The sequence below is a fragment of the Ruegeria sp. ANG10 genome (assembly GCF_040705255.1).
In the GTDB taxonomy this organism is placed as follows: Bacteria; Pseudomonadota; Alphaproteobacteria; order Rhodobacterales; family Rhodobacteraceae; genus Ruegeria.
The window spans coordinates 41082-67863 of the sequence record NZ_JBFCVU010000010.1; the positions used below are offsets into that span (position 1 = coordinate 41082).

Annotated in this window: 24 protein-coding genes; 17 read left to right on the plus strand and 7 right to left on the minus strand. The window is 60.1% G+C overall.

The features are described from left to right. From AB1A64_RS18095 to AB1A64_RS18110, 4 genes are read left to right on the plus strand one after another with little or no spacing between them, the layout of a single operon-like run. Entirely contained in the window at positions 1-1008 is a 1008-nt protein-coding gene (locus AB1A64_RS18095) for a MoxR family ATPase (protein WP_366552879.1), read from the plus strand. Then, complete coding sequence (locus tag AB1A64_RS18100; RefSeq protein ID WP_366552881.1) at positions 1005-1880, plus strand: DUF58 domain-containing protein; 876 nt, start codon at positions 1005-1007, stop codon at positions 1878-1880. The genes AB1A64_RS18095 and AB1A64_RS18100 overlap by 4 nt, the downstream gene beginning before the upstream one ends. Continuing rightward, a complete protein-coding gene (locus tag AB1A64_RS18105) occupies positions 1877-4642 on the plus strand; it encodes a DUF4159 domain-containing protein (protein ID WP_366552883.1) in 2766 nt (921 codons plus the stop codon). The genes AB1A64_RS18100 and AB1A64_RS18105 overlap by 4 nt, the downstream gene beginning before the upstream one ends. After that, a complete protein-coding gene (locus tag AB1A64_RS18110) occupies positions 4639-6681 on the plus strand; it encodes a hypothetical protein (protein WP_366552885.1) in 2043 nt (680 codons plus the stop codon). The genes AB1A64_RS18105 and AB1A64_RS18110 overlap by 4 nt, the downstream gene beginning before the upstream one ends. Here the strand turns inward: AB1A64_RS18110 and AB1A64_RS18115 are convergent, their stop codons facing one another. Then, entirely contained in the window at positions 6682-7530 is an 849-nt protein-coding gene (locus AB1A64_RS18115) for a fumarylacetoacetate hydrolase family protein (protein WP_366552887.1), read from the minus strand. 117 nt (positions 7531-7647) lie between these two features. On the opposite strand from AB1A64_RS18115, the gene AB1A64_RS18120 reads away from it, so the two are divergent. Then, positions 7648-9849: a response regulator gene (locus tag AB1A64_RS18120; RefSeq protein WP_366552889.1), complete on the plus strand. Its 2202-nt coding sequence runs from the start codon at positions 7648-7650 to the stop codon at positions 9847-9849. Positions 9850-9858: 9 nt separating this feature from the next. Next, complete coding sequence (locus AB1A64_RS18125; RefSeq protein ID WP_366552891.1) at positions 9859-10317, plus strand: VOC family protein; 459 nt, start codon at positions 9859-9861, stop codon at positions 10315-10317. On the opposite strand, the gene yaaA is transcribed toward AB1A64_RS18125, so the two are convergent. The 3 genes from yaaA to AB1A64_RS18140 form a co-directional block, all read right to left on the minus strand. Continuing rightward, positions 10308-11078, minus strand: a complete 771-nt coding sequence (yaaA, locus tag AB1A64_RS18130) for a peroxide stress protein YaaA (protein WP_366552893.1) — start codon at positions 11076-11078, stop codon at positions 10308-10310. The two genes, AB1A64_RS18125 and yaaA, sit on opposite strands and share 10 nt — an antisense overlap. Positions 11079-11211: 133 nt before the next feature. After that, positions 11212-13251 carry a DNA helicase RecQ gene (gene recQ, locus AB1A64_RS18135; protein WP_366552895.1) on the minus strand — a complete coding sequence of 680 codons (2040 nt, stop codon included), beginning with the start codon at positions 13249-13251 and terminating at the stop codon, positions 11212-11214. Between the two features lie 78 nt (positions 13252-13329). Continuing rightward, positions 13330-13617: a YggT family protein gene (locus AB1A64_RS18140; RefSeq protein ID WP_085822628.1), complete on the minus strand. Its 288-nt coding sequence runs from the start codon at positions 13615-13617 to the stop codon at positions 13330-13332. Between the two features lie 130 nt (positions 13618-13747). On the opposite strand from AB1A64_RS18140, the gene AB1A64_RS18145 reads away from it, so the two are divergent. The 10 genes from AB1A64_RS18145 (at position 13748) to smpB (ending at position 21882) form a co-directional block, all read left to right on the plus strand. After that, complete coding sequence (locus AB1A64_RS18145) at positions 13748-15115, plus strand: MFS transporter (protein ID WP_366552897.1); 1368 nt, start codon at positions 13748-13750, stop codon at positions 15113-15115. After that, positions 15112-15975 (plus strand): penicillin-insensitive murein endopeptidase, encoded by an 864-nt coding sequence (mepA, locus tag AB1A64_RS18150; RefSeq protein ID WP_366552899.1) that lies wholly within the window; start codon positions 15112-15114, stop codon positions 15973-15975. The genes AB1A64_RS18145 and mepA overlap by 4 nt, the downstream gene beginning before the upstream one ends. Next, complete coding sequence (locus AB1A64_RS18155; RefSeq protein ID WP_366552901.1) at positions 15948-16829, plus strand: esterase-like activity of phytase family protein; 882 nt, start codon at positions 15948-15950, stop codon at positions 16827-16829. Before mepA ends, AB1A64_RS18155 begins: the two co-directional genes overlap by 28 nt. A 93-nt stretch (positions 16830-16922) precedes the next feature. Then, on the plus strand, positions 16923-17567 hold the full coding sequence (locus AB1A64_RS18160) for a queuosine precursor transporter (protein ID WP_366552903.1): 645 nt from the start codon (positions 16923-16925) through the stop codon (positions 17565-17567). Positions 17568-17830: 263 nt separating this feature from the next. After that, positions 17831-18250, plus strand: coding sequence for an alternative ribosome rescue aminoacyl-tRNA hydrolase ArfB (gene arfB / locus AB1A64_RS18165; protein ID WP_366552905.1), 420 nt, complete (start codon positions 17831-17833; stop codon positions 18248-18250). Positions 18251-18304: 54 nt separating this feature from the next. Then, positions 18305-19051 carry an SDR family oxidoreductase gene (locus AB1A64_RS18170; protein WP_366552907.1) on the plus strand — a complete coding sequence of 249 codons (747 nt, stop codon included), beginning with the start codon at positions 18305-18307 and terminating at the stop codon, positions 19049-19051. 9 nt (positions 19052-19060) lie between these two features. Next, positions 19061-20077, plus strand: coding sequence for a P1 family peptidase (locus AB1A64_RS18175; RefSeq protein WP_366552909.1), 1017 nt, complete (start codon positions 19061-19063; stop codon positions 20075-20077). A gap of 112 nt (positions 20078-20189) precedes the next feature. Next, positions 20190-20603: a c-type cytochrome gene (locus AB1A64_RS18180; RefSeq protein ID WP_366552911.1), complete on the plus strand. Its 414-nt coding sequence runs from the start codon at positions 20190-20192 to the stop codon at positions 20601-20603. A gap of 206 nt (positions 20604-20809) precedes the next feature. Continuing rightward, positions 20810-21352 carry an isopentenyl-diphosphate Delta-isomerase gene (idi, locus tag AB1A64_RS18185; RefSeq protein ID WP_366552913.1) on the plus strand — a complete coding sequence of 181 codons (543 nt, stop codon included), beginning with the start codon at positions 20810-20812 and terminating at the stop codon, positions 21350-21352. 47 nt (positions 21353-21399) lie between these two features. After that, the gene (gene smpB, locus AB1A64_RS18190) at positions 21400-21882 is read left to right on the plus strand and encodes an SsrA-binding protein SmpB (RefSeq protein WP_058282684.1); all 483 of its coding nucleotides are present in this window, start codon (positions 21400-21402) and stop codon (positions 21880-21882) included. A gap of 13 nt (positions 21883-21895) precedes the next feature. On the opposite strand, the gene glpK is transcribed toward smpB, so the two are convergent. The 3 genes from glpK to panB form a co-directional block, all read right to left on the minus strand. Continuing rightward, complete coding sequence (gene glpK, locus AB1A64_RS18195) at positions 21896-23374, minus strand: glycerol kinase GlpK (RefSeq protein WP_366552915.1); 1479 nt, start codon at positions 23372-23374, stop codon at positions 21896-21898. Positions 23375-23442: 68 nt separating this feature from the next. Further along, complete coding sequence (gene panC / locus AB1A64_RS18200) at positions 23443-24285, minus strand: pantoate--beta-alanine ligase (protein ID WP_366552917.1); 843 nt, start codon at positions 24283-24285, stop codon at positions 23443-23445. Then, the gene (gene panB, locus AB1A64_RS18205) at positions 24282-25121 is read right to left on the minus strand and encodes a 3-methyl-2-oxobutanoate hydroxymethyltransferase (protein WP_366552919.1); all 840 of its coding nucleotides are present in this window, start codon (positions 25119-25121) and stop codon (positions 24282-24284) included. The genes panC and panB overlap by 4 nt, the downstream gene beginning before the upstream one ends. Before the next feature lie 170 nt (positions 25122-25291). On the opposite strand from panB, the gene AB1A64_RS18210 reads away from it, so the two are divergent. Further along, entirely contained in the window at positions 25292-26779 is a 1488-nt protein-coding gene (locus AB1A64_RS18210) for an ABC transporter substrate-binding protein (protein ID WP_366552921.1), read from the plus strand. Positions 26780-26782 lie beyond the last annotated feature (3 nt).

Sequence of the window (26782 nt, forward strand, 5' to 3'; positions counted from 1 at the left end):
ATGAGCGAACCTGCCGACCTCGTGTCCGAGATCGAAGCGCTGGAAAACAAGCTGCAAGAGGCCAAGGCCTCGATCACCCGCCGCTTTATCGGACAGGAACGGGTCGTTGACCTGACCCTGACTGCGCTGCTGTGCGGCGGTCACGCTTTGTTGATCGGCTTGCCGGGGCTGGGCAAGACGCGATTGGTTGAAACCTTGTCGACGGTGATGGGCCTGCATGGCAATCGTATCCAGTTCACGCCCGACCTGATGCCCGCCGATATTCTGGGATCCGAAGTGCTGGACACCGCCGATGACGGCACCCGCCACTTCCGGTTCATCCCTGGTCCGATCTTCTGTCAGTTGCTGATGGCAGATGAGATCAACCGCGCCAGCCCGCGGACCCAGTCGGCGCTGTTGCAGGCGATGCAGGAACGCACCGTGACTGTTGCGGGCGAGGATCGCTCGTTGGGCGAGCCTTTTCATGTACTGGCCACGCAGAACCCGATTGAACAGGAAGGCACCTATCCGCTGCCCGAGGCGCAGTTGGATCGCTTCCTTGTGCAGATCGACGTCGAATACCCGGATCGTGAGACTGAGCGCGACATCCTGCTGGCGACCACGGGGGTCGAAGAAGCCAGCGCGCATGAGATTTTTACCAAGGATGAATTACTGGCCGCGCAGGTTCTGCTGCGGCGGATGCCCGTTGGGGATTCGGTTGTGGAGCTAATCCTTGATCTGGTTCGTGCCTTCCGCCCGGAAGAGCCCGGTGTGTCCGAGCGCGTCGCGGAAACGGTTGCCTGGGGCCCCGGCCCCCGTGCGGCGCAGGCGCTTATGATGACCGTGCGCGCCCGCGCGATGTTGCAGGGGCGGTTGGCGCCAAATGCCGAAGATGTCCTGGACATGGCACGCCCTGTACTCAGCCACCGGATGGCGCTGAACTTTGCGGCACGTGCCCGGGGCGACAGCCTAGCTGCGTTGATCGATTCCACGGCTGCCGGTTTGATCCGCAACGAGGCCGCGGCGTGAATGCCGCGCTGACCCTTCGCGAAAGATCCGAAGCCGAGGCGTCCCGGCTGCCGCCACTGTTGGCGCGCGCCGAGCATCTGGCCGGAACCGTTTTGCTGGGCGATCACGGGCGCAGACGCTCGGGCCTTGGCGATGATTTCTGGCAATACCGCCCGGCGCAGATCGGGGACAGCCGCCGGATGATCGACCACCGGCGTTCGGCGCGCGGGGATCAGCAGTTTGTGCGTGAACGCGAATGGCAGATCGCGCAATCGGTGATGCTGTGGGTGGATCAGGGTGCGTCGATGCGGTTTGCGTCCGACAAGAACCTTCCCACGAAAGGTGACAGGGCCCGCTTGCTGGGTTTGGCAATCTCGATCCTGCTGGTACGCGGTGGAGAGCGCGTGGGCCTGACCGGAACCACGCTGCCGCCTCGGCGCGGAAACGCGCAAATCATCCGACTGGCGCAGGCTTGGTCGGGCGATGTGCAGGACGATTACGCCTCGCCCGAGCATCGCGCCATGATCCCGCGCGCGCGTGCCGTGTTCATATCGGATTTTCTGGCTCCGATGAGTGAGGTGGAGCTGGCCCTGACCAAGGCTGCCGACCGTGGCGTGCGGGGCGTTTTGATGCATGTTCTGGACCCGAGCGAGGAATCTTTTCCCTATCACGGCCGCACCGTGTTCGAGAGTGTCGGACGAACCCTGAAACACGAGACCCTGAAAGCTGGTGCTTTGCGTGGCCGGTACCTTGAGCGGCTGGCGGAGCGCAAAGAAGCGCTACAGCAATTGTGCCGGGCGACAAATTGGCAATATGGCCTGCATCACACGGAAGACAGCGCACAGGCAGCGCTGCTGTGGCTGTACCGCGCTTTGGACGGGAGCTTGCGATGACGGCATTTCTGTCAGTGATCAGCTTCACATCCCCTTGGGTATTGCTGAGCCTGCTGGCCCTGCCGATCCTGTGGTTGATCCTGCGCGCGGTCCCACCCGCACCGATCCGCCGCTTGTTTCCCGCGGTCACGTTGCTTTTGGGACAAAAGGACAAGGAAAGCGTTTCGGACCGCACCCCTTGGTGGCTGCTGTTACTGCGGATGTTGGCAGTTGCCGCGATCATCATCGGATTGGCCGGACCGGTATTGAACCCGTCACGTATTCAGGCCGGGTCCGGCCCGTTGCTTTTGGTGTTGGATGCAAGCTGGGCCGGGGCTACGGGATGGCCAGCAACGCTGGAGCAAATTGACGCCCAGTTGGTTGAGGCCGGACGCGCGGGTCGTCCGGTATCCATTTTGCGTCTCACAGAGCCGGAAACCCCTGTTTTTCAGGCAGCAGAGGCCTGGCGCGGGCGATTGCCGGGGATGGTTCCGGTGCCGTGGCAACCAAGCGAAATCCAGATCACGCAGGCGATCGACGTGCTGGATCAGATCGAAGAGGACTTTGACACATTCTGGTTCAGCGACAAGCTGGCTTACCTGAACAGCGCCCGAATTCTGGACACCTTGCAATCTCGTGGTGAGGTGACGGTTTATCAATCTGCCGCCCCGGTGCTGGCGATGGTTCCGGCAGTGTATCAGGATGGGGTTATTCAACTGACCGCAAGACGATCTGAACCCGGGCCGGCGACGGCTGTCACGCTTTTGGCTCAGGGCCGCGATCCGGCGGGTGTCATGCGCATTCTGCACAGCGCTGATGCCATTTTCGACGAAAATGAAACAACGACGCAGGTGGAGCTTGCCTTGCCATCCGAATTGCGGGGACGGATCACAAGGTTCGAGATTCAGGGCCAGCGTTCTGCCGGTGCGGTGACGCTGACGGATGACAGTCTTCGCCGACGCGAGGTCGCCCTGATCGCCGGAACGTTGAACCGTGAAGGGCTGGAGTTGCTCTCGCCGCTGCACTATCTGACCCAGGTCCTGAGCCCCACCGCGGATTTTGTGGATGGAGGATTGCTGGAAGTTTTGCCTGCCAATCCTGATGCCATCGTACTGGCCGATGTGGCCAAACTGTCGCCCGGGGAACAGACAGCATTGGTGGAATGGGTCGAACAGGGCGGGTTATTGCTGCGCTTTGCCGGCCCGCGCATGGCCGCCAGCGACCTGGGCCGCGAATCCGAGGATGTATTGCTGCCGGTACGTCTGCGCAGCGGCGGTCGCTCGGTCGGTGGCGCGATGAGCTGGGGTGAGGCCAAGGGGCTGGCGCCCTTCCCGGAAAACTCGCCTTTCTACGGCTTGCAGGTGCCGGGGGATGTGACAGTCACAACGCAGGTCATGGCGCAACCAGACCCTAACTTGGCGGATCGGGTGATTGCATCGCTGTCCGACGGCACGCCCCTGGTCACACGCAAGGCGCTGGGCTTAGGCCAGGTGGTGCTGTTCCATGTAACGGCGGATGCAGAATGGTCCAGCCTGCCGCTTTCGGGGCTGTTTGTTGAGATGTTGGACCGTCTGGCCGTGGCCTCAGCGGCGAAATCGCGGCAGGATTCGCAGCTGCAGGGCACCACGTGGGAGCCGTTGCAGGTGATGGACGGCTTTGGCGCCCTGTCGGATGCGGGCAATCTGGCTGGCGTGGACGGGGTCGAGCTGATCTCGGGCGCAATCGGCCCCGGTTTGCAGCCCGGCCTATATGAAAGCGGCAAACAGAAGCTGGCCTTGAATGTTCTGTCGGAAGAGGCTGTGATTAGCCCGGCAATCTGGCCTTCGGATGTACCGATCAAAGGGCAGGAGGTGAACTCTGAGACACCTGTCGGGGGCATCCTGCTCAGCCTTGCTCTGCTATTGCTGACGATTGATGTGATCGCCTCATTGGCCTTGTCTGGCCGCCTTGGCCTGGCCAAAGCGACGGCGGTTGCGCTGGGTGCCATGCTGTTGGTGCCGCAGGCGCAGGCGCAGACGCCCGAGGATACAGAATTCGCACTGAATGCCACGCATGAGCTGGTGCTGGCCCATGTGTTGACCGGAAATGCGCAGGTTGACGATGTGGCAGGTGCGGGCCTGCGTGGCTTGTCGCAAACACTGTTCTATCGCACATCGGTCGAACCTGCCGAGCCTTTTGGGGTGGATCTTGAGCGCGATGAACTGGCGTTTTTCCCGCTGCTGTATTGGCCGATCACTCCGGATCAGCCGCAGCCTTCGGCTGAGGCCTATGTCAAACTGAACGCTTATCTGCGGTCGGGTGGCATGATCCTGTTCGACACCCGTGATGCGGATATCGCGCGCTTTGGGGCTTCGAGCCCCAATGGGCGCAAGCTGCAACAACTGGCGGCCCCGCTTAATATTCCCGCGTTAGAGCCTGTCCCCGGTGACCATGTCCTGACCCGCGCCTTTTACCTGCTGCAGGATTTTCCGGGTCGCTACGCAGGCACTGAAATCTGGGTTGAGGCCGCGCCAGTGGATGCCGAACAGATCGAGGGCATGCCCTTTCGCAATCTCAACGACAACGTCACCCCTGTAGTGATTGGCGGCAATGACTGGGCCGGGGCCTGGGCAATTGACCGCAACGGACAGGCGCTGTTGCCAGTCGGGCGTGGTTATGCCGGGGAACGCCAGCGCGAGCTGGCCAATCGCTTTGGGGTCAATCTGGTGATGCATGTGCTGACCGGGAATTACAAATCGGATCAGGTACACGTGCCTGCGCTTTTGGACAGGTTGGGACAATGACCGGAACCGTCATCTTTGATCCGCTGATCCCGTGGCCTGTTCTGGCCTTTGTCGCCGCGATTGCGGTCACAGGGGTTCTGCTGGCCCTGTGGCGCGGCTTGTCTGGCTGGGCCTTGCGCGGGCTGGCGGCGCTGGTGGTGATCGCGGCCTTGGCGGGTCCGGTCTATCAGGTCGAAGACCGTGCGCCGCTGACCGATATCGTGCTGATGATCGAAGATGAAAGCGCCAGTCAGGCCCTTTCGGATCGCGCCGATCAAACCGCGCAGGCGGCTGAAGGCCTGGCTGCTGAAATCGAATCCCGCGACAATACCGAGCTGCGCCGGATCAAGGTCGCCGACGGAGATGGGGACGAAGGCACGCAGGTTATGACCGCATTGAGCGCCGCACTGGCCGAAGAGCCGCGCGCACGGATTGCGGGTATTCTCGTGGTTTCAGACGGGCTGGTGCATGATGTCGAGCAGGCTCCCGACCTGCCCGCGCCGATACATTTGCTGCAAACCGGGCGTGCAAGCGACTGGGATCGCCGCCTGATCGTCCGCAATGCCCCCGCCTTTGCCATTATCGGCGAGCCTGTGACCCTGACCTTGCGCGTCGAAGACAGCGGCGCTGCGCCTACCGGGGTGACCACTGCGCCGCTTGAGATATCAGTAGATGGGGCTGAGCCGGAACAATTCACCATTCCCATCGGCGTCGATGTCGAATTGCCCATCGCTCTGCCGCATGGTGGGCGCAATGTCATCCAGTTCACTGTGCCTCAGGCCGAGGGCGAATTGACCGACCGCAACAACACCGCGTTGATCCAGATGAACGGGGTGCGAGACCGGTTGCGTGTGCTGCTGGTGTCGGGTGAGCCGCATCCGGGTGGGCGAACCTGGCGCAATCTGCTGAAATCCGACAGCTCGGTCGATTTGGTGCATTTCACCATCCTGCGCCCGCCCGAGAAACAGGATGGCGTGCCGGTGGATGAGTTGTCGCTGATCGCGTTCCCAACGCGTGAGCTGTTTTTGGAAAAGATCAACGATTTCGACCTGATCATATTTGATCGCTACAAGCGGCGCGGCATCCTGCCCGCGATCTATCTGGACAATGTCACCAACTATATCAACGAAGGCGGCGCGGTTCTGATTGCGGCGGGGCCGGATTTTGCCAGCGCTGACAGTATCTTCCGCTCCCCCCTGGCGCCGATTCTGCCTGCACAGCCCACTGCACGAGTGATTGAGGAACGTTTTGTGCCCATGGTGACCGATCTGGGCCATCGCCACCCGGTGACGACAGATCTGGGGGATTCTGAGGATTGGGGTGCGTGGCTGCGCCAGATCGACGTCAACCACCGCACGGGTGAGCTGTTGATGACTGGCGTGGATGAGCGACCCCTGCTGGTGCTGGACCGCGTGGGCGAGGGGCGCGTGGCGCTTTTGGCGTCAGACCATGCCTGGTTGTGGAGCCGGGGTTTTGAGGGCGGGGGGCCGCAATTGGAACTGCTGCGCCGTCTTGCCCATTGGATGATGAAAGAACCCGAGCTTGAGGAAGAAGCCTTGTGGGCCGAAGCCAACGGGCAGGTCATGCGTATCATCCGCCAGACTTTGGAGGATGAGGTTGGACCGGTGACCATCACCCGCCCCGATGGCGAAACACTTGAAGTAACGCTTGATGAGGTGTCTCCGGGGCGGTTCGAGGCAAACTATTTTGGACCCGAGATAGGCCTCTACCGTCTTCAGGAAGGTGACCAGATGGCGGTGATCGGGCTGGGCCCCGCTGCGCCGAAAGAATTTGAGCGCACCATTGCCACTGATGAGGTTCTGAAACCCGTACTGGCCGAACTGCGCGGGGGTACAATCCGCCTGGAAGATGGGTTGCCGTCTATCCGCAATGTCCGCGCCGGGCGCCCGGCTGCCGGGCGCGGTTGGATTGGTCTGACCCCGCGTGATGCCTATGAGACGCGTGATGTCACGCAGGCCGGTTTGTTGCCACCCTGGCTGGTGCTGGTGTTGGCCGGTGGTTTCTTGCTGGCAGGCTGGTTGCGCGAAGGGCGACGCTGATTATTCAAACACAACGCTGACTGTGGGATTGCCGGGCAGGCCCGCATAGGTGACGGATGCCCCGCCCTTGCCCTTTGCGGGTGGCACAAGTGGGCCGAATGACCCGACCGAGATCATGTCGCCGGCTTGAAACTTGATACCTTTCGACATCAGCCACAGGGCGGCATTCGCCGGGTGCCCCAGGACAGCAGCCCCGGGCGCCTGCGCCAGCACCTCACCGTCCGCGGCGCGGAGTGTGACCGTCATATCCTGCAACGCCTGCGTCATCGCTGCAGGATCGGATACGGAAATTTCAGAGCCTAACACGCCGAGTTTCGGGGCAACGCCGATGGCGGTTAGGGTAACCGGCGTGATCGGCTCCCCCTCGGCCAGAGTTAGATCCGGCAGCTCGATAAAGGGGCGGATTGCTGAGATATGGGCAAGGACCTCGGCCGGGGTGGTGGCCTGATTGATGCCAGCGTCACCGACAACCAGCACCAGATCGGCCTCAAAAACCGGACGGGCACCCCATGTGGCGGGCACCGTGGCCCCGTCGTCCAGCATCATATCGCGGTACAGAACGCCCTGAACCGGTTCAGCCGCGCCGAACCGCTCTTGCGCGGGGGCGCTGGTCAGGCCTGCCTTATAGCCGATGATCGGCCCCAAATGTGGCTCTAACGCACTGGCTATCTTGGCTTGTGTACACAGCGCGTCTTCCATGCTGCCATCCGCAGACAAGGCTGCCGTGGGTGTGTTGGACAGATAGTCCTGCACAAATTGGTCGATCTGCGCATCCGTGGCGCAATCCGCCATCGCATGAGACCCCAGCGTGATGGCAAAGAGTATAGGCAAGTACGTTTTACGCGGCATGGGCAGGCCTCCGGTTTTCGAAAACTCTGACACGAGGGTCCATGTTCGGGCAACGGCTTAAGCACTTTTTCACGCTCTGTCCGGATGCTGGGCGCAAGTTACCCGGGATCAGCAACGATGAGTCTAGCAACCAAACTGGCACAGGAACGGCGTGCGCGGCTGGCGGCCGAGCGGCTGTTGGAGATGAAGCAGGCCGAATTGTCTGCCGCCAATCGCAAGCTGGGTTTGCACGCGATGGCGCTGACCAAACGTATCGGTGAAACTCAGGCTGAGGTCGAAACGGTTCGGGATGAAAATGAAAAGGTCAAATCCGACCTGACCGAAGCCAATGCCAAGATCGAAGTGGCCGAGCGCCGCTTGTGGCATTCGATGCAGACTATTCAGGACGGGTTTGCCTTTTTCGATGATCAAAGCGGCATGATTGGCGCCAATGCCGCCTATCTCAGCCTATTTGATGGATTGGATGAGGTGTCGCCGGGTATTTCCTATGCGCGGATTCTTGAGATTTTGACCGACGAAGGGTTGATCGACATTGGCGCCGAATCTCCGGCCGATTGGCAGGCCAGAATGCTGACCCGCTGGGCGCAGCCGCAGCCGGAATCGGTGGTGATCAAGCTGTGGAACGGCGAATATTTCAAGATGATCGACCAGCGCGGCAATGGCGGTGACGTGGTCAGCCTGGGCCTGAACATCACCGCCTCGGTCCGGCATGAGACTGAGTTGCAGGCCGCTCGCGAGCGGGCCGAGGCCGCAAACCGCGCCAAATCCGCCTTTCTGGCCAATATGAGCCATGAGATCAGGACTCCGATGAACGGCATTGTCGGCATGACCGAACTGATGTCGGAAACCCCGCTGGACGAGGAACAGCGTCTCTATCTCAACACCATCCGAAACTCGGGCGAGGCGTTGTTGGTGATCATCAACGACGTTCTGGACTATTCCAAGATCGAGGCGGACAAGCTGATCCTGCACCCCGAACAGTTCGATTTCGAACGCTGCATTCTTGAGGTTGCGATGCTGCTGCAACCCAGCGTGCGCGACAAGGGGCTGTCCTTGCTGGTCGATTATGACCTGTTTCTGCCAACGCTGTTCGTGGGCGATCCCGGCCGTGTGCGGCAGGTGCTGACCAATCTGGTGGGCAATGCGGTCAAGTTCACCACCGAAGGCCACGTGCTGATCCGCGTTACCGGGGTGCCGAATACAGATCCGAATACCTGCGATATTCATGTCGCGATCGAAGATACCGGCATCGGCATCGAAGAGGACAAGATCGGGCACATCTTTGGCGAATTCAATCAGGTCGAGGATGAGAAAAACCGTGCGTTCGAGGGTACGGGCCTGGGGTTGGCCATCACCAAACGGCTGATAACACTGATGGACGGGTCGGTCTGGGTGGAAAGCGAGCCCGAGCAGGGCTCGTGCTTTGGGTTCCGCATTTCATTGCCAACTGTCGAAGGCCCGCAACCCACACCGCCCGATCTGGCTGGTCGGTTGCGCCACGTGGTGTTGGTTGAGGATCTGGCGGTGAACCGTGCCATCCTGTCGAAACAGCTGGGGCGGCTGGGGTCAAAGGTTACCGTCTGCGCCTCGGGGGGTGAGGCGCTGGCCGCTGTCGATGACAGCGTGGACCTGTTGCTGTGTGATCATGACCTGCCGGATATGGATGGGTTGGAGCTGGCGACCACGCTGAAAGACCGGGGCTGGGGGGATTTGCCGGTGGTGGTGATGTCGGCCAATCCCGGTGTCATCCACGCCAACCCGGCACGTCACCTGATCGACGGGGTGTTGCAAAAACCTATTCCGCGCGCCGAATTGTATTCGCGTTTGACGACATTGGGGCGGCTGCCTGCCGCGCCTGAAACTGCTTCAAGCGACCCCGAGGCCCCGTCAGAGCCGCAGGGTGAACGCCAGATGCGTGTTTTGGCAGCCGAGGATAATCGGACCAATCAGTTGATCCTGCAAAAGATGGTCAAGGATCTGAACATTGACCTGCAATTCGCCGCGAATGGGCTGGAAGCCGTGGACCAGCATCAGAAATTCGACCCGGACCTGATTTTCATGGATATTTCGATGCCCAAGATGGATGGCAAGCAAGCCACGGCGGAAATCCGGCGTCGCGAGATTGACACGGATCGGCATGTGCCGATCGTCGCCTTGACGGCGCATGCCATGGCAGGGGACGATCAGGGCATTCTGTCAGCCGGGCTGGATCACTATTTGACCAAACCGCTGCAAAAGCGGAAAATCCACCAGATGGTATTGGACCATCAGCCCGAGGATGTTTTGCCTGTCATTGCCGAAGATGCACAGGCTGACTAGGGTAAGCCCATGACAGACCGTGGATTTCAACCTCGTGCCTTGGGTGAGATTGCCATTCGTTGCGCCGATATGGGCGCGATGGTGGCGTTTTATGAAGATGTAATCGGGCTGGAACGCCTGAGCGGTGATCACAACAGCGCCATTACCTTTTTCCGCATCGCCGTAGGGTTCGGTGGGCATACGCAGGTCTTGGCCTTGTTCCACCACACGGCAGCCCCGCGGCCCGGCTTGCACCCGAGCGGCGCTAACAAGCCCACAACCGGGGCCGGATCATCGTTGCATCATATTGCGCTGTCATTGCCCTTTGCCGAACAAGAGGCGGTGATGCGCTGGTATGACAAGATCGGTCAGCCTTACCGCGTTGAACAGTTCGGCTGGATCGGATGGCGCGGTATTTTTACCGAGGACCCCGAGGGCAACACGGTTGAGCTGGTTGCTTACGACCCATCAATGCTGGATCAGGCCTGATAGGGGCGTACAAAAACGGGTCTGTCCTCTTCCGACAGATCCGGGCGGTATTCATAACCACCTGTGTCAAAATCCAGCAGCCCCTTGGGGGCGGTCAGGCGGTGTTGAACGATGTAACGGGCCATCGCACCCCGCGCTTTCTTGGCGAAAAAGCTGACGATCTTTGGGGTGCCCGCCTTGTCTTCCATAAAAACCGGTGTGATCACCCGCAGTTTCAGCGCCTTCAGGTCGACCGCGCCGAAATATTCCTGACTGGCACAATTCACCAGAACGTCTGATCCGACCTCTTCGGCTTGTGCGTTCAGCGCCTTGCTCAGTTGGTCGCGCCAGTATTCATACAGGTTCTTGCCGCGCCGGGTTTTTAGCCTGCTGCCCATTTCAAGCCGGTAGGGTTGAATCGCGTCCAGCGGGCGCAACACCCCGTAAAGCCCGGACAGGATACGCAAGTGATCCTGCGCCCAGGCCATTTCTTCCGAATCCAGCGAGGCCGCTTCTAGTCCCTGATAGGTGTCCCCGGCAAAGGCCAGCGCGGCAGGTCGGATCAGATCAGCGCCCGGTGCGTCCGAAAATGCGCGATACCGGTCACGGTTCAGGCGGGCCAGATCATCGCTGAGGTCCATCAGTTTTTTCAGATCGCCCAACGTCAGATTGCGGGCGGTTTTCGACAGTCGGATCGCGTCGTCCTGAAAGTCGGGTTGCGTGACCTCAACGTCCCGCTCTGCCCAATCCAGCCGCTTGGCCGGGGAAACCACTATCAGCATATCCGCCCTCGTTTCTTGCCTGATGCAGGGTATCTAGGACGTTTTGCGTGTCGTCAAAAGCATATTTGTCGACAGGCGCGTTCGACCGTAGGAAGAGGCAGCGTCTTTCGACCCAAATCCAACGCAAAGCGTATCAGCCCGCCTGGCGCAGCACGTCCAGAAACGCGGCACCAAACCTTTCGTGACGACGGTCGCCCAGCACCTGCTCCATCCCGCGCGGGTCATTGGGGCGCAGTTGTGCGACCTTGGCCAGTTGTGAGGCCGAACAGGTCAGCGGTTTGTCAATCCCGTCAGGACCGCGCGACAGTTGCGTCTGAACCTCAAGCAGGCGGTCATAGATATCCCCCTGTTCGCGGCCCGCCAGTTTGCGGCGTGCGGGGTGCAGCTCTTCAACTGCGCCGATCAGCACCTCAAGGAAAGTGTCGCCGTAGCGTTCCAGTTTTTTCGCGCCAACACCGCTGATCCGGGCCATATCGTCCAGTGTGGCGGGGCGTTTTTCGGCCATTTCAATCAAGGTGCGATCGGGAAAGATGACATAGGCCGGAACCCGTGCGCTTTCCGCCAGCGCGCGACGTTTGGCCTTGAGCGCGCTCAGCAACGGAGCGTCTTCCTCGGACACCATCATCTTGACGGCTGGCCTCCGGGTGGCCTTGCGGATCGTGTCCTTGCGCAGGTTGATCTGTGTCTCACCTTTCAGGATCGGCTTGGCTGCTTCGGTCATGCGCAACGCGCCGTGGCGTTCGGGATCGGGGCGGACAAGATCGTGCCCCATCATCTGTCGGAAGATCGCCTGCCATTGCGGGCGCGACCAGTCCTTGCCGATGCCCCATGTGGACAGGTTGTCGTGCCGCCGGGCGCGAATCTTGTCGGTTTCATTACCCAGCAGAATGTCGATCAGATGGCCCGCGCCAAACCATTCCTCGGTGCGCAGGATCGCCGACAAGGCCATGCGAACGGGGGTGGTGCCATCGAAAACTTCCGGAGGGCTGTCGCACAGATCGCATTTACCGCAAGGTTCGATCTGTTCTCCGAAATACCCCAGCAGGGTCTTGCGTCGACATTCCAGCGCCTCGGCCAGTCCGAGCAGAGCGTTCAGCCGTGCATGATCCGCCATGCGCCGTTCCGGTGGTGCGAGCCCCTCGTCGATCTGGGACCGGCGCAGGCGAATGTCGTCCGGACCGAACAGAGTCAGTGTCTCTGCAGGTCCGCCGTCACGGCCGGCGCGGCCGATCTCTTGATAATAGGCTTCGATGGATTTGGGCAGGTCCGCATGCGCGACCCAGCGGATATCGGGTTTGTCGATGCCCATCCCGAACGCCACGGTGGCAACCACGATCAGCCCATCCTCGCGGGCAAAGCGGGTTTCGACGATGCGGCGATCCTCAGCCTCCATTCCGCCGTGATAATGACAGGCGGTGTGACCTTCGGCGCGCAGGGCCTGAGCCAGCACTTCGGTCTTGTTGCGGGTGCCGCAATAGACGATACCCGATTGACCTTTGCGCGCTTCGGCGAAGTCGAGGATCTGTTTGCGCGGCCCGTCCTTGGCAGCAAAGGCCAGATGGATATTGGGCCGATCAAAGCCGCGCAGGAATTTGCGCGGCGCGGTGCCGTCGAACAGTTTTTCGACGATTTCATCTTGCGTTTCGGCATCCGCTGTGGCGGTGAAAGCAGCCAAAGGCACGTCCAATGCGCGTCTTAATTCTCCAATCCGCAGATAATCTGGGCGGAAATCATGGCCCCATTGGCTGACGCAATGGGCCTCGTCCACTGCGATCAGGCTGACATTGATCCGACGCAACATGCCCAAGGCTGACCCGGCGGCCAGACGCTCGGGGGCCATGTAGAGCAGTTTCAGGCGCCCGGCCTCCAACGCTTCCCACACGGCGTCGGTTTCTTCGGGGGTGTTGCCCGAGGTTAGCGCACCGGCCTCGACCCCGGCCTCTTGCAGCCCGCGCACCTGATCGCGCATCAGGGCAATCAGAGGAGAGATAACCACCGTCACCCCGTCGCGCAGCAAGGCAGGCAGCTGAAAACACAGCGATTTACCGCCGCCAGTAGGCATGATCGCCAGCACGTTTTCACCCAGCGTGACGGCATCGACGATCTCTTCCTGACCGGGGCGGAAATCGTCGAATCCAAAGACATCTCGCAGCAAAGGCGCGGCGTCGAACATGTGCGGGGTTGCCCTGTTTTAAGGTTTATCTGCTCTTAAGACAGGACAATCACATACTAAGATTCGGTGAACAAGAGGTCAGACGAAATAGCCCACATTGTTGATCAGGATGATCCGCAGCGCGTAAACACCGATCAGCACCACCAAAGGTGTCAGATCCAGCCCGCCCATATTGGGCAAAACGCGACGGATCGGGCCGTAAATAGGCTCTAATATCCGGTTCAGGCCGTACCAGATTTGCGCCACCAGTTGCTGGTGCAAGTTAAGGACCTGAAAGTTGATCAGCCAGCTCATGATCACATGGGCCAGAATGATGAACCAGACAATGTCCAGGATCAGCAGCAGAATTTGGATCAACGACAGCATGGGGCCTCCGGTAAATACGTGAGATGAGAGGTAAGCGCACCCGCGACAAAGAGCAAGCCCGCGCCAACACAACGCTTGCGAATTGGGTTAAAGCCCCGTCTTATTAAAGCAACAATAAACAGGGGCAGTTATGGCAGAGATTTCCAAGCGCAGGCGCATCTGGGGCTGGTGGTTTTTCGACTGGGCGACGCAGCCATATCACACCCTTTTGGTCACCTTTGTCTTTGGTCCTTACTTCGCCGGGGTTGCTGCGGGATATTTTTCAGGCACCGGGTTGGACGCCGAGGCCGCGGCCGCGCGGGCACAGACGGTTTGGGCCAATTGCCTGACCATCACCGGGTTGATCATCGCCTTTGGCGCGCCGCTATTGGGTGCGATGGCGGATGTGTCGGGAAGGCGCATCCCGTGGATTTTTGCCTTTTCAATCATGTATGCGGTGGGGTCCGCTGCGCTTTGGTACACGCTGCCCGATGGCTCGAACATGTGGCTGATGCTGTCGGCCTTTGGGCTGGGTTTCGTCGGCGCGGAGTATGCGCTGATCTTCATCAACTCACAGCTGCCTGATCTTGGCGATGACAATGAGGTGGGCGAAATCTCGGGCTCGGGGTTTGCGTTTGGGTATTTCGGCGGGTTGATTTCATTGGCGATCATGCTGACGCTGTTCGTCGAACAGCCCAACGGCAAGACGCTGATTGGGATGGACCCGATGTTCGGACTGGATGCGGCGAGCCAGGAGGGCACGCGGTTCGTGGGTCCCTTTACCGCCGGTTGGTTCATCCTGTTCATGGTGCCTTATTTCCTTTGGGTGCGTGATGACCCGGACAGTAACAAGACCGGCAGTCTGGGTGAGGCGCTTCACCTGCTGGGCAAATCCATCTCGGACCTGCGGCACCGGGTCAGTCTGGCAACTTATCTGGGTTCCTCCATGTTCTACCGTGATGCGCTGAACGGGCTGTACAGTTTCGGCGGTGTCTATGCACGGCTGGTGTTGGAATGGGGGCTGATCAAGATCGGAGTGTTCGGGATTGTCAGCGTTCTGGCCTCAGCCATCTTTGCGTGGATTGGTGGCAAGATGGATAAGAAATACGGCCCTAAACCGGTCATTCTGGTGGCCATCTGGGTGCTGATCTTTGTTTGCGTCACAGTGGTGTCGATGGATCGGACGCAGATTTACGGCATCACCTTGCCCGAAGGATCGGGCCTGCCGGATCTGGTGTTCTTTGGCTGCGGAATTCTGATCGGCGGTATGGGCGGTATCCTGCAATCGGCCAGCCGATCCATGATGGTGCGCCATACCGACCCAAAAACGCCGGTCGAAAGCTTTGGCCTTTACGGCCTGTCCGGCCGCGCGACATCTTTTGCCGCGCCATTGCTAATCGGGATTGCCACAACTGTCACGGGTAGTGCGCGGTTGGGGGTGTCACCGATCATTCTGTTGTTTATTCTGGGCTTGTTCCTAATGCGCTGGGTTAAACCGGAAGGGGATCAGAGCAGATGATTTTACTACGTTTTTTAGCAATAATCGCCGCGATGACATTGGCAGGAGCAGCCGGGGCGCAGCCCTTGGCCAAGCAATTGTTCGGAGCGCAAAAGCAAAGTTCACAGCAAAAACCAGCCGCGTTCGGCAGTTATTCGCGCGGATGCGCCGCGGGGTCAGTGCAACTGCCTGAAACGGGGCCGACATGGCAAGCCATGCGCCTGTCGCGCAATCGCAACTGGGGGCACCCGCAAGCTGTTGATTACGTGCAGGACCTCAGCAAGTTTGCGGCCCGGCAACCGGGGTGGAATGGTCTCTATATAGGGGATATCAGCCAGCCGCGGGGTGGTCCGATGACTTCCGGCCACCGCTCTCATCAATTGGGTTTGGACATTGATATCTGGATGCTGCCCGGCGACAACATGCGGTTGTCGCGCAAAGCGCGCGAGAATATCTCGTCGATTTCTCTGCGCCGGGCCAACGGGGCCTATGTGAATGGGAACTGGACCAAACAGCACCACGCCGTGCTGCGTGAGGCTGCCAAGGATAAGCGCGTGGCGCGGATTTTCGTCTTTCCCGGCGCAAAGGTTCAGATGTGCAACGATGAGAAAGGCAACCGGGCCTATCTGCGCAAGATCAGACCATGGTGGGGGCATCACTATCATTTCCACGTGCGCCTGAAATGCCCCAGGGGATCGCGCGGCTGTGTCAATCAGGACGCGCCGCCTAAAGGTGATGGCTGCGCCGAGGCACAGCAATGGGTGCGCAACATCCTCAACCCGCCGCCACCTGACCCGAACGCGCCAGCGCCGAAGAAACGCCGCGAGTATGTTCTGACCGATTTGCCCCAGCAATGCGCCGCAGTCTTGCAATCCAACTGATTGCTACTTTGCTGTCGGGTGCAGTTTGGGCGGTCGAGGTCAAGACGGCCACATACCTAAACAGTTTTGTCTGGCGCCACCCGGCCGATTGGTTTGGTGGGTTTTCGGCCCTGCATATCTCGGACAACGGTCAGCACATGCTTGCGCTTAGTGACCGGTCGGTTCTTGTCCGCGCGACCATCGCGCGGGACGGGGATGACATTACAGGGGTCCGGATCACCGGGAACTGGCCGGTTCTGTCCAGCACGGGCCGGCCCCTGTCCGGTGAAGCAGGGGATTCCGAAGGCATTGCGGTCGCACCGGACGGTAGCCATTACATCTCATTTGAATCAGTGCATCGCGTTGCCCGGTACGCGACCCCCGACGCCGATGCGCAGGTGCTGCCGCGCCCCAAGGCGTTTGAAAATCTGAAACTGAATGGGTCGCTCGAAGCCTTGGCACTCGACAATCAGGGGTGGCTGTATACCCTTCCTGAAAGAAGCCGGACCGAAGCGGGCGACATCCCCGTTTATCGCTGGGACGGTCAAGGCTGGTCGACCCCTTTCGTGTTGCCGCAGCGGGGCAAATTCCTGCCTGTATCTGCCGATTTCGGCCCTGAAGGTCGGTTCTATTTATTGGAACGAGCCCTGTCCCTGACAGGGTTCCGCACCCGCCTGCGGCGGTGGCAGATCACGGGGGATACAGTCGGGGCCGAAGAAACCCTGTTCACGACCGGCACAGGCACGCATGACAACCTCGAAGGGTTGTCGGTTTGGCGCGATGATCAGGGGCGGCTGCGCGCTACGATGATCTCGGACGACAACTTTCTGGTCCTTCAGCGCACTGAACTGGTAGAGTATCTGCTACCGGATTGACACATCCCAACCAAAGGTCTAAACGCACGGCTTGCCATGGGACGGTCCCTTGGCCAAGTCGCCGCTACCTTGTCAAAACGGGCATCTGAAAACATGCAACGCGCTTATATACCCGGCATTCTTGCCATGGCCGCCATTGTTGTGGCCTCGAACATTCTGGTTCAGTTCCTGATTTTTGACGGGCTGCTGACCTGGGGTGCCTTTACCTATCCGCTGGCCTTTCTGGTCACCGACATCATGAACCGCGTCTATGGCGTGGCCACGGCCCGCAAGGTGGTGTTTGCCGGGTTTATCACCGGTATCATCTGCTCGCTGATCGGCAGCCAGATCATGCTGCAAGGGGACGGGTTCACCTATGCCGCCGTGCCACTGCGGATCGCTGTTGCCTCGGGGACGGCGTTTCTGATTGCACAGCTGACCGATGTCACCGTGTTCAATTCGCTTCGCGGTGGTCGCTGGTGGCGCGCGCCGCTGGTGTCGACCCTGGTTGGTTCGGCGCTGGACACCGCGCTGTTTTTCACCATCGCGTTCTCAGCTTCGGTCACGGTTTTCGGTGCCAATGCTGATGCGGCGATCAACTGGGCGTGGGAGCCTGTGCCCTTCATGCTGTCCGGTCCGATGGCGCCCCTGTGGGTGACACTGGCATTTGCCGATTGGCTGGTGAAGCTGTCGCTGGCGATGATCGCGCTGATCCCGTTCAAGGTGATAGTTGCGCGCTTGACCGCTCAGCCTGCGTAAAAAAGTGCTTTGAGAATGGCGCATCTTGTGTCAGGCTCAAAGTTAACCGCAACAGATAGAAAAGGAGGTGATCCAGTGTCTAGAAAGAGATTGGAGAGAGGTGTTGGAACAACCGGGGGGATCGCCTGTTAGGGCAGCCCTTGGCGGAGCGAGCGCTCCGGCTGGTCGATTGATCTAACCGACCCGACCTCCTGTACTTTCGAAGGGCCGTCCCGCCGGGGCGGCCCTTTTTGTTTCCGTATTGCCCTAGTAAGGTCCACTTTATGTTGCGCATCACCGACGATATCACACTGCAGGACTGGGAAATGACCGAGAGTTTTGTCCGCTCGTCCGGTCCCGGTGGTCAGAACGTCAACAAGGTCTCGACCGCAGTTGAGCTGCGGTTCGAGGCGGCGCGCTCGCCCTCCTTGCCCGACCCGGTCAAAAACAGGTTGAAACGGCTGGCCGGGCGGCGCTGGACCAAAGATGGCGCGATCATCATTCAATGCGAAGAAACCCGCAGTCAGGCCCGCAACCGCGAGATTGCCCGCGCCCGGCTGGCTGAATTGATCACCCGTGCGCTGGTCAAGCCCAAGCGGCGGATTGCGACGAAACCCACCTATGGCTCGGTCAAACGACGGTTGGCGGCAAAAAAGGCGCGCTCGGATGTGAAGTCGCTGCGCGGCAAGGTCGCAGAAGATTGAACTGGCAGTTTCGCGGTGCCTTGCTAGTCTGATCAGGCAAGGGAGAGCAAGATCATGAGGTTAGAGGGGAAATCCGCGATTGTAACCGGTGGCGCGTCCGGCTTTGGTGCCGGGATCGTGCAGAAATTCCTGTCCGAAGGCGCACGGGTCATGATTGCTGATATCAATGGCGACGCGGCCGAGGTTCAGGCAAACCAGCTCGGACCGAATGCGATTGCTCAGATAGTCGACGTGGCGAATGCCGTCTCGGTGCAGGCCATGGCGGATATGGCGATGGATCGGTTCGGGCAACTGGATATTCTGGTGAACAATGCCGGCGTCACGCACCTGCCAACGCCGCTGGAGGATGTCACCGAAGAAGAATTTGACCGCGTCTTTAACGTGAACATGAAATCGGTCTATCTGACCGCACGAGCGCTGGTGCCAGCGATGAAAACGCGCGGGGCGGGGGCAATTCTGAACGTGGCCTCGACCGCGGGGCTGTCGCCACGTCCGAACCTGAATTGGTACAATGCGTCCAAGGGCTGGATGATCACGGCCACCAAGACAATGGCGGTGGAGCTTGCGCCCTCGGGCGTGCGAGTGAACGCGCTGTGTCCTGTGGCAGGGGAAACACCGCTGCTGAAATCTTTCATGGGGGAAGACACGCCTGAAATGCGCGCCAAGTTCCTGTCGACCATCCCGCTCGGGCGGTTCTCGACCCCCGATGACATGGCCAACGCCGCCTGTTTCTTGTGTTCGGACGAGGCCAGCATGATCACCGGCGCTGCATTGGAAGTCGACGGTGGCCGTTGTATCTGAGGTGCACCCATGATCCCCGGACCCCGTAATCTGATCACTGATGTTCCCGGCCTGAGGGTTGGAAACGCGCAGGACGCCGCGTTGAAATCGGGAACAACTGTCCTGACGGCAGATCAGGCCTTTACCGCCTCGGTTCACGTTATGGGCGGTGCGCCGGGCACGCGGGAAACCGATTTGCTGGCGCCGGATAAATCAGTGGCACGGGTGGACGCAATCGCCTTGTCCGGCGGGTCGGCCTTTGGACTGGATGCCTGTTCCGGCGTCTCGGATGCATTGCGGGCGCGGGGCAGGGGGTATCCAGTCGGCAGCACCGTGGTGCCCATCGTGCCGGGCGCGATCCTGTTTGATTTGTTGAACGGCGGAGACAAGGATTGGGTTGGAAACCCCTATCGCGCGCTGGGACAGGCGGCCTTTGACGACGCAGATGTGGATTTTGCGTTGGGCACAGAGGGGGCCGGAACCGGCGCTTTGGCGGCGCGGCACAAGGGCGGGCTGGGGTCTGCCTCATTGGTTCTGGACAATGGGGTGACCGTCGGTGCCCTGGTTGCGGCCAACCCGCTGGGCAGTGTGACGACACCCGGCGATCGTCATTTCTGGGCAGCGCCGTTTGAGTTTGGGGGCGAATTTGGCGGGTTAGGGCCTGATTCAAGTGCCGGGCTAGGCTTGCCCGCACCCAGCCGCAAGGCACAGGTGATGCGACTTGCTGAGCCGGACAAGGGCAATACTACCATCGCTATTGTGGCCACCGATGCCGCCCTGTCGAAACCACAGTGCCAGCGACTGGCGGTGGCGGCGCATGACGGTATTGCCCGCGCCATCCTGCCGGCGCATACACCCGGTGATGGCGATCTGGTCTTTGCGGTCAGCACAGGCACGCGTACCATCGACGCGGAAGCAGAGTTGGGGCTGATTGGGCACGCGGCCTCGGTCTGTCTGGCACGGGCGATTGCGCGGGCGATCTATCTGGCGACCCCGGCAGCGGGCGATCTATTGCCCTGTTGGTCTGCACCACATGACAAAAGTTAAGGACTGCCTTTATGCCGCAGGGCACAGTACCCTCGCGCGGCAATCTGCGCGTTGACTCTTTTTTGCGCCGACGGTCCATTCGGTGCAGCCAATTCGTATCGGAGCAAAAGCTATGAATCGTATCCTCGCTACCGCAATAGTCGGCCTTTTGGCCCTTCCCGCCTATGCGGAAGGTGACGCCGAGGCGGGCAAGAAAGCCTTCAACAAATGTAAATCCTGTCATCAGATCGCTGACTCGGCCGGTGAAGTCATCGTCAAGGGCGGTAAGACCGGTCCGAACCTTTACGGTATTGCGGGGCGCACCGCGGGTACCGTCGAAGGCTTCAAATACGGTGACAGTATCGTTGAGGCTGGTGAAAACGGTCTGGTCTGGGATGAAACCACCTTTGTCGAATACGCTCAGGACCCCAAGGCGTTTCTGAAAGATTACCTGGGTGAGACATCGGCTAAGTCGAAAATGACCTTCAAGCTGAAGAAGGGCGGTGAAGACGTCTATGCCTATATCGTTAGCGTCTCGGGCGAATAACGTCTGAAACCAGACCATTCGAAAGATTGCAAAAGGCCGCAGCCCCCTGCGGCCTTTCGTGCGATTGATAACAGGTTGGATCAAGGTCACCTTGGGGATACGCGGTTCATCATGCCCTTGCATGACTTCGCAGAGCCAAGCCGGTCCGGCGGCAGCCAATTCCATACATCCCGCCGTCCTGGCGGATCGGCAGCAGGAGACGACAGATGGGAATCATGATCCCGGCCTGGGTTGATGGCGAATTGACCCCCGTGGACAAGCTTGAGGCGCATGAAAAGGGCCTGCGGCACAAGGCAGTGTCGGTCTTTGTCGTGCGCGGAACCGAGATCCTGATGCAACGCCGGGCTTTGGGCAAATACCATACGCCCGGCCTGTGGGCGAATACCTGCTGCACTCATCCCGATTGGGGTGAGACGCCCTCGGAATGTGCCGTGCGCCGTTTGCGCGAGGAGTTGGGGATCACAGGGTTGTACCCGGAATATCGGCACCGGTTGGAATATCACGCCGATGTCGGCAACAATATGATCGAACACGAAGTGGTCGATATCTTTCTGGCCCATGTTCGCGGGCCGTTGAAAATCGAGCCTAATCCGGATGAAGTCATGGATATCCGGTGGATCGACTACCATGATCTGCTGGCCGAAGTGCAACGCCACCCGCAACGGTTCACGCCTTGGCTGAAGATCTATCTGCACAGCCACGCCGACACGATTTTCGGCCCTGATCTGATTATCTCGGCCTCGTCCTGATCGCAACGGCTTGCAAGGGCCGCCCAAGCCGCCTAAATCAACGCGTCATGGCCAAGCAAAAGCAGAAAACAGACCCGAATTACAAAGTCATCGCCGAAAACCGGCGTGCGCGCTTCGATTATGCGATCGAGGACGATATCGAGTGCGGCATCGTGCTGGAAGGGTCCGAGGTCAAATCCCTGCGCGTTGGTGGGTCAAACATCGCCGAAAGCTATGCCTCGGTCGAGGATGGCGAGCTGTGGCTGATCAACAGCTATATTGCGCCATACGAGCAGGCGAAGGTCTTCAAGCACGAAGAACGCCGCCGCCGCAAGCTGCTGGTGTCGCGCAAAGAGCTGTCGAATTTGTGGAATGCGACCCAGCGCAAGGGCATGACGCTGGTGCCGCTGGTTTTGTATTTCAACCACAAGGGCCGTGCGAAGCTGAAGATCGGCATCGCCAAAGGTAAAAAGCTGCACGACAAGCGTGAGACTCAGGCCAAGCGGGACTGGTCACGTCAGAAACAGCGCCTGATGAAGGATCACAGCTGATCCTTCACCCGGTTCAGAACGCCATGGCTGCGGAAACGGCACGTTTCCAGCGATCATAGGCGGCGTCGCGTTCTTGGGCGGACAGTTCCGGTTCAAACCGGCGGTCCAGCGCCCAGGTTTCGGAAAAACCCTGTTGGTCCGGGTAAACACCAGCGCGCATGCCGGCCAGCCAGGCCGCACCCAATGCGGTTGTTTCCTGCATCACTGGGCGGTCGACCTCGGCTCCCAGATAGTCTGACAGCCCCTGCATCGCCCAGTCCGAGGCGCTGGCACCGCCATCCACGCGCAGTGTCACGTCGGTATCCGCGCCCCAGTCGCCCTGCATGGCATGCCACAGGTCGCGGGTTTGATAGGCGATGCTTTCCAGCGTGGCCTTGGCAAATTCCGCGCGGCCGGAATTGCGCGTCAGGCCAAATACCGCGCCCCGGCAATCGGGTTTCCAGTAGGGCGCGCCGAGGCCGGTAAAGGCGGGGACCAAAACGACATGCTGGTTCGGATCGGCTTGTTGCGCCAACTCGCCGCTTTCGGGGGCCGATTCGATGATCTGCAGCGCATCGCGCAGCCATTGCACGGCGGCCCCAGCGACAAAGATCGATCCCTCAAGCGCATAGGTCCGCTTGCCGTCCAACTGATAGGCGATGGTGGTCAGCAAACGGTTCTTCGATTCAACCGGCTTGTCCCCGGTGTTCAGCAAGGCAAAGCAGCCCGTGCCATAGGTCGATTTCATCATGCCGGGCTGGAAACAGGCCTGCCCGATCGTGGCGGCTTGCTGATCGCCCGCCACGCCCAATATCGGGATATTTCCCCCCAATAGGGTCGTTTCTCCGAAATCCGAGGCGCAGTCATGTACCTTGGGCAGCATGCTCATCGGAACGTCCAGCAGATCGCAAATCTCGGCGCTCCATTCGCCCTTGTGGATGTCGAACAACAAGGTGCGCGCGGCATTGGTCGCGTCGGTGGCGTGGCTGCGCCCTTCGGTCAGACGCCAGATCAGAAAACAGTCGATGGTGCCGAACATCAGCTCTCCGGCCTCGGCGCGGTCGCGCGCGCCTGGCACGGTATCCAGCAGCCATTTGACCTTGGTGCCCGAGAAATAGGGGTCCAGCAACAGCCCGGTCTGGGCGGTGACGTCATCCTCGCACCCTGCCCGTTTGTAACGGGCGCAAATCTCAGCGGTGCGGCGGTCCTGCCAGACGATGGCATTGTGGATCGGTTGACCTGTGGCGCGATCCCAGACCACGGTGGTTTCGCGCTGGTTGGTGATGCCGATGCCCGCGATCTGGTCGGCGGTGACGCCGGTGGTTTCCATCACCTCGCGGCAGACGCGTAGAACGCTCTCCCAGATTTCCTCGGCGTCGTGTTCGACCCAGCCTTCCTGCGGGAAATGCTGCGTGAATTCATGCTGCGCGGTGCCTGCGCGCTGCATTTCCGCGTCGAACAATATGGCCCGCGATGATGTGGTGCCCTGATCAATGGCAAGAATATAGGTCACGCCTGCGCCCCCCTCCGGTCTGGTTTTGCCGGACTTTAGCGCAAACAATGACAATCGTGCCAGAGCGTTCAGACAGGAATATTGTCGATCAGTCGTACACCATCCGCCCAGGCCGCCGCAAACAGCCGGGCGGGCCGCGTAGCATGGGTTAGCGGGTCCAGCGTGTCGGCGCAGCGCAGTTGGATGTATTCGACCTGCGTAAAGCCTGCGGCCAGCAGATCAGACTCGGCCCGTGCGGCCACGGTTTCAAACGCGGCCCCTGCTTTCAGCGACTGGACCACACCCTGCATGATCCGGTGCTTGTTGGCCGCAATGTTCAACCCCTCGGGCGAGAGGAGGAGATTGCGCGACGACATTGCGAGACCTGAGGGTTCGCGTACCGTGGGGCAGCCGACCACCTCGATGGGGATGTCCAGATCGCGGGCCATACGGCGGACGATCATCAGTTGTTGATAGTCTTTTTCGCCGAAATAGGCTCGATCTGCCTGCGTTTGCAGGAACAGTTTCGCGACCACAGTGGCGACGCCATCAAAATGGCCGGGTCGGAATTCACCCTCCATCACATCGGTCAAACCGGCGACTGATACGGTGGTGGCAAAGCCCTGCGGATAAATCTCTTCGGGGTCGGGGACATAGATCGCATCGACACCGTAGGGTGCCAGTTTCTGCGCATCTTCGTTTTCGGTCCGCGGGTATTTGGCCAGATCGTCGGGGTTGTTGAACTGTTTGGGGTTCACAAAAACCGTAACGATCACCCTTTCGGTACCGGCCTTGGCGGCCTCAGCCAGTGACAGGTGCCCCTGATGCAGCGCACCCATGGTGGGGACGACACCGATCGTTTCGCCGTTGTCATGCCATTTGGTCGTCAGCGCGCGCAAATCACTCAGGCGGCGCAGAATGGGTGCGGTCATGCCTTGGGTCCTTTGGACGGGGCCTGATCGGCAAAGACATGTTCATCCGCTGGAAAGGTGCGGGCGCGCACATCGGCGGCATATTCCGCGATGGCGGCCTCGGCTTGCGGGCCCAGTTCGGCATAGCGTTTGACGAATTTCGGTTTGAAGGCGGTGAAGAAACCGACCATGTCATCCACGACCAGAATCTGCCCATCGCATCCGGCCGAGGCGCCAATGCCGATGGTTGGGATCGCAACCTCAGCGGTGATCTGATCAGCCAGGCCTTGCGGCACCTTCTCAAGCACAACGGAAAATGCACCAGCCTCGGCCACCGCATGGGCATCGGCCAGCACGGCCTTCGCCTGTTCGTCGCGACCCTGCACCTTGTAGCCGCCCAGCGTGTTGATCGACTGTGGCGTCAGACCGATATGCGCCATCACTGGGATGCCGCGTTTGACCAGGAAACGGGTGGTCTCGGCCATTTCCACGCCGCCTTCCAGCTTGACCGCGCCTGCGCCGGTTTCGGCCATCAGGCGGGCGGCGTTCTTGAAGGCGTGGGCCGGATCGTGTTCGTAACTGGCAAAGGGCATGTCGATGACCATCATCGCACTGTTCAGGCCACGTGCGACGGCCTGACCGTGCAGGATCATCATTTCCATCGTCACCCCAAGCGTCGATTCCAGCCCATGAAGCACCATGCCGACGCTGTCACCGACCAGAACAAAGTCGCAATGATCATCCATCAGCCGTGCCATTGGCGTGGTATAAGCGGTCAGGCTGACCAGGGGCTCTGTGCCTTTGCGGGCGCGAATGTCCTCGGCGTTCGGGGCTTTTTTATGGGCTGTGGCGCTCATCGTCGCTCCTCCGGGGTTCATGTTGCAGTGCGGCATAGCAGAACAAAGCGGGCCATAGAAACCCCGGTTGCGCGAACATTTCCTTGAATGACCCCAGGTTTAAAGGGACATTACCTGCAGAACGGCCCGAAAAAACACAGGGTCACGCATTTCAGCGGGGAGAGTTTTTCATGACAAAGCAGATGTTTCGGAGCTTTGCGTCGGCGCTGGCAGTGGGCGTCAGCCTGTTTGCCACACAGGCTTTGGCCAAATCCGACATTACTATTGCGATGCAGCTAGAACCACCGCACTTGGACCCGACCAGTGCCGCCGCGCAGGCCATTGATTCGGTGGTATATACCAATATTTTCGAAGGTCTGACCCGCTTTATGGGTGACGGCTCGGTCGTGCCCGGCCTGGCCGAAAGCTGGGAAATTTCCGAGGACGGCACCGTCTATACCTTTAAGCTGCGCGACGGGGTAACCTTTCATGATGGCACGCCGATGGATGCCGAGGACGTCAAATTCAGCCTCGACCGCGCCACGGCAGAAGAAAGCGCCAATGCACAAAAGGCGTTGTTTGCGGGGATCGAAAGTGTTGAGGTTGTGGATCCGCTGACTGTCAAGGTCACCCTGTCTGAGCCGAACGGCAATTTCCTGTTCAACATGGCCTGGGGGGATGCGGTGATTGTTGCGCCGGAAAGCATCGACAGCATCAAGACCAACCCTGTGGGGACCGGCGCCTTTACCTTTGGTGATTGGGTGCAGGGCGACAGTATCACGCTGAACCGGAACCCGAACTATTGGGGCGAACAGCCCGCGTTAGAGACAGCTACGTTCAAGTTCATCTCGGATCCGACCGCCGCCTTTGCCGCGATGATGGCCGAAGACGTGGACGTCTTCGACAATTTCCCTGCACCCGAAAACCTGCCTCAATTCGAGGCCGACCCCCGCTTTCAGGTGCTGGTGGGGTCGACCGAGGGGGAAACCATCCTGTCGACCAACAACAAGAAACCCCCGTTTGATGATATCCGCGTGCGGCAGGCGCTGGCCCATGCCATTGACCGGCAGGCGGTCATTGATGGTGCGATGTTCGGTTATGGCACGCCCATCGGCACCCATTTCGCACCGCACAACCCGGCCTATGTCGATCTGACCGGCACTTCGGCCCATGACCCGAAAGAGGCCGCCAAGCTACTGGCCGATGCAGGGTACGCAGACGGGTTCGAAACCACCCTGCACCTGCCGCCGCCCTCTTATGCCCGACGCGGAGGCGAGATCATCGCTGCGCAACTGGCCGAAGTTGGCATCAAGGCCGAGATCATCAATGTGGAATGGGCGCAGTGGCTGGAGACGGTGTTCAAGGGCAAGGATTACGGCCTGACCATTATCAGCCATACCGAGCCAATGGATATCGGCATCTATGCCCGCCCCGACTATTATTTCCAATATGACAGTCTGGATGCCCAGACTTTGATGGAAACGTTGAACGCAACAACCGATCCGGAAGAGCGTAAAAAGCTGCTGGGCGATATGCAGCGCCTGATCGCCACGGATTACGTCAACGGGTACCTGTTCCAGCTGGCCAAGCTAGGGGTCGCCAAGGCCGGCGTTCAGGGCCTTTGGGAGAACGCGCCGACGGCCGCCATCGATCTGACCCAGATCAGCTGGGCCGAATAATCG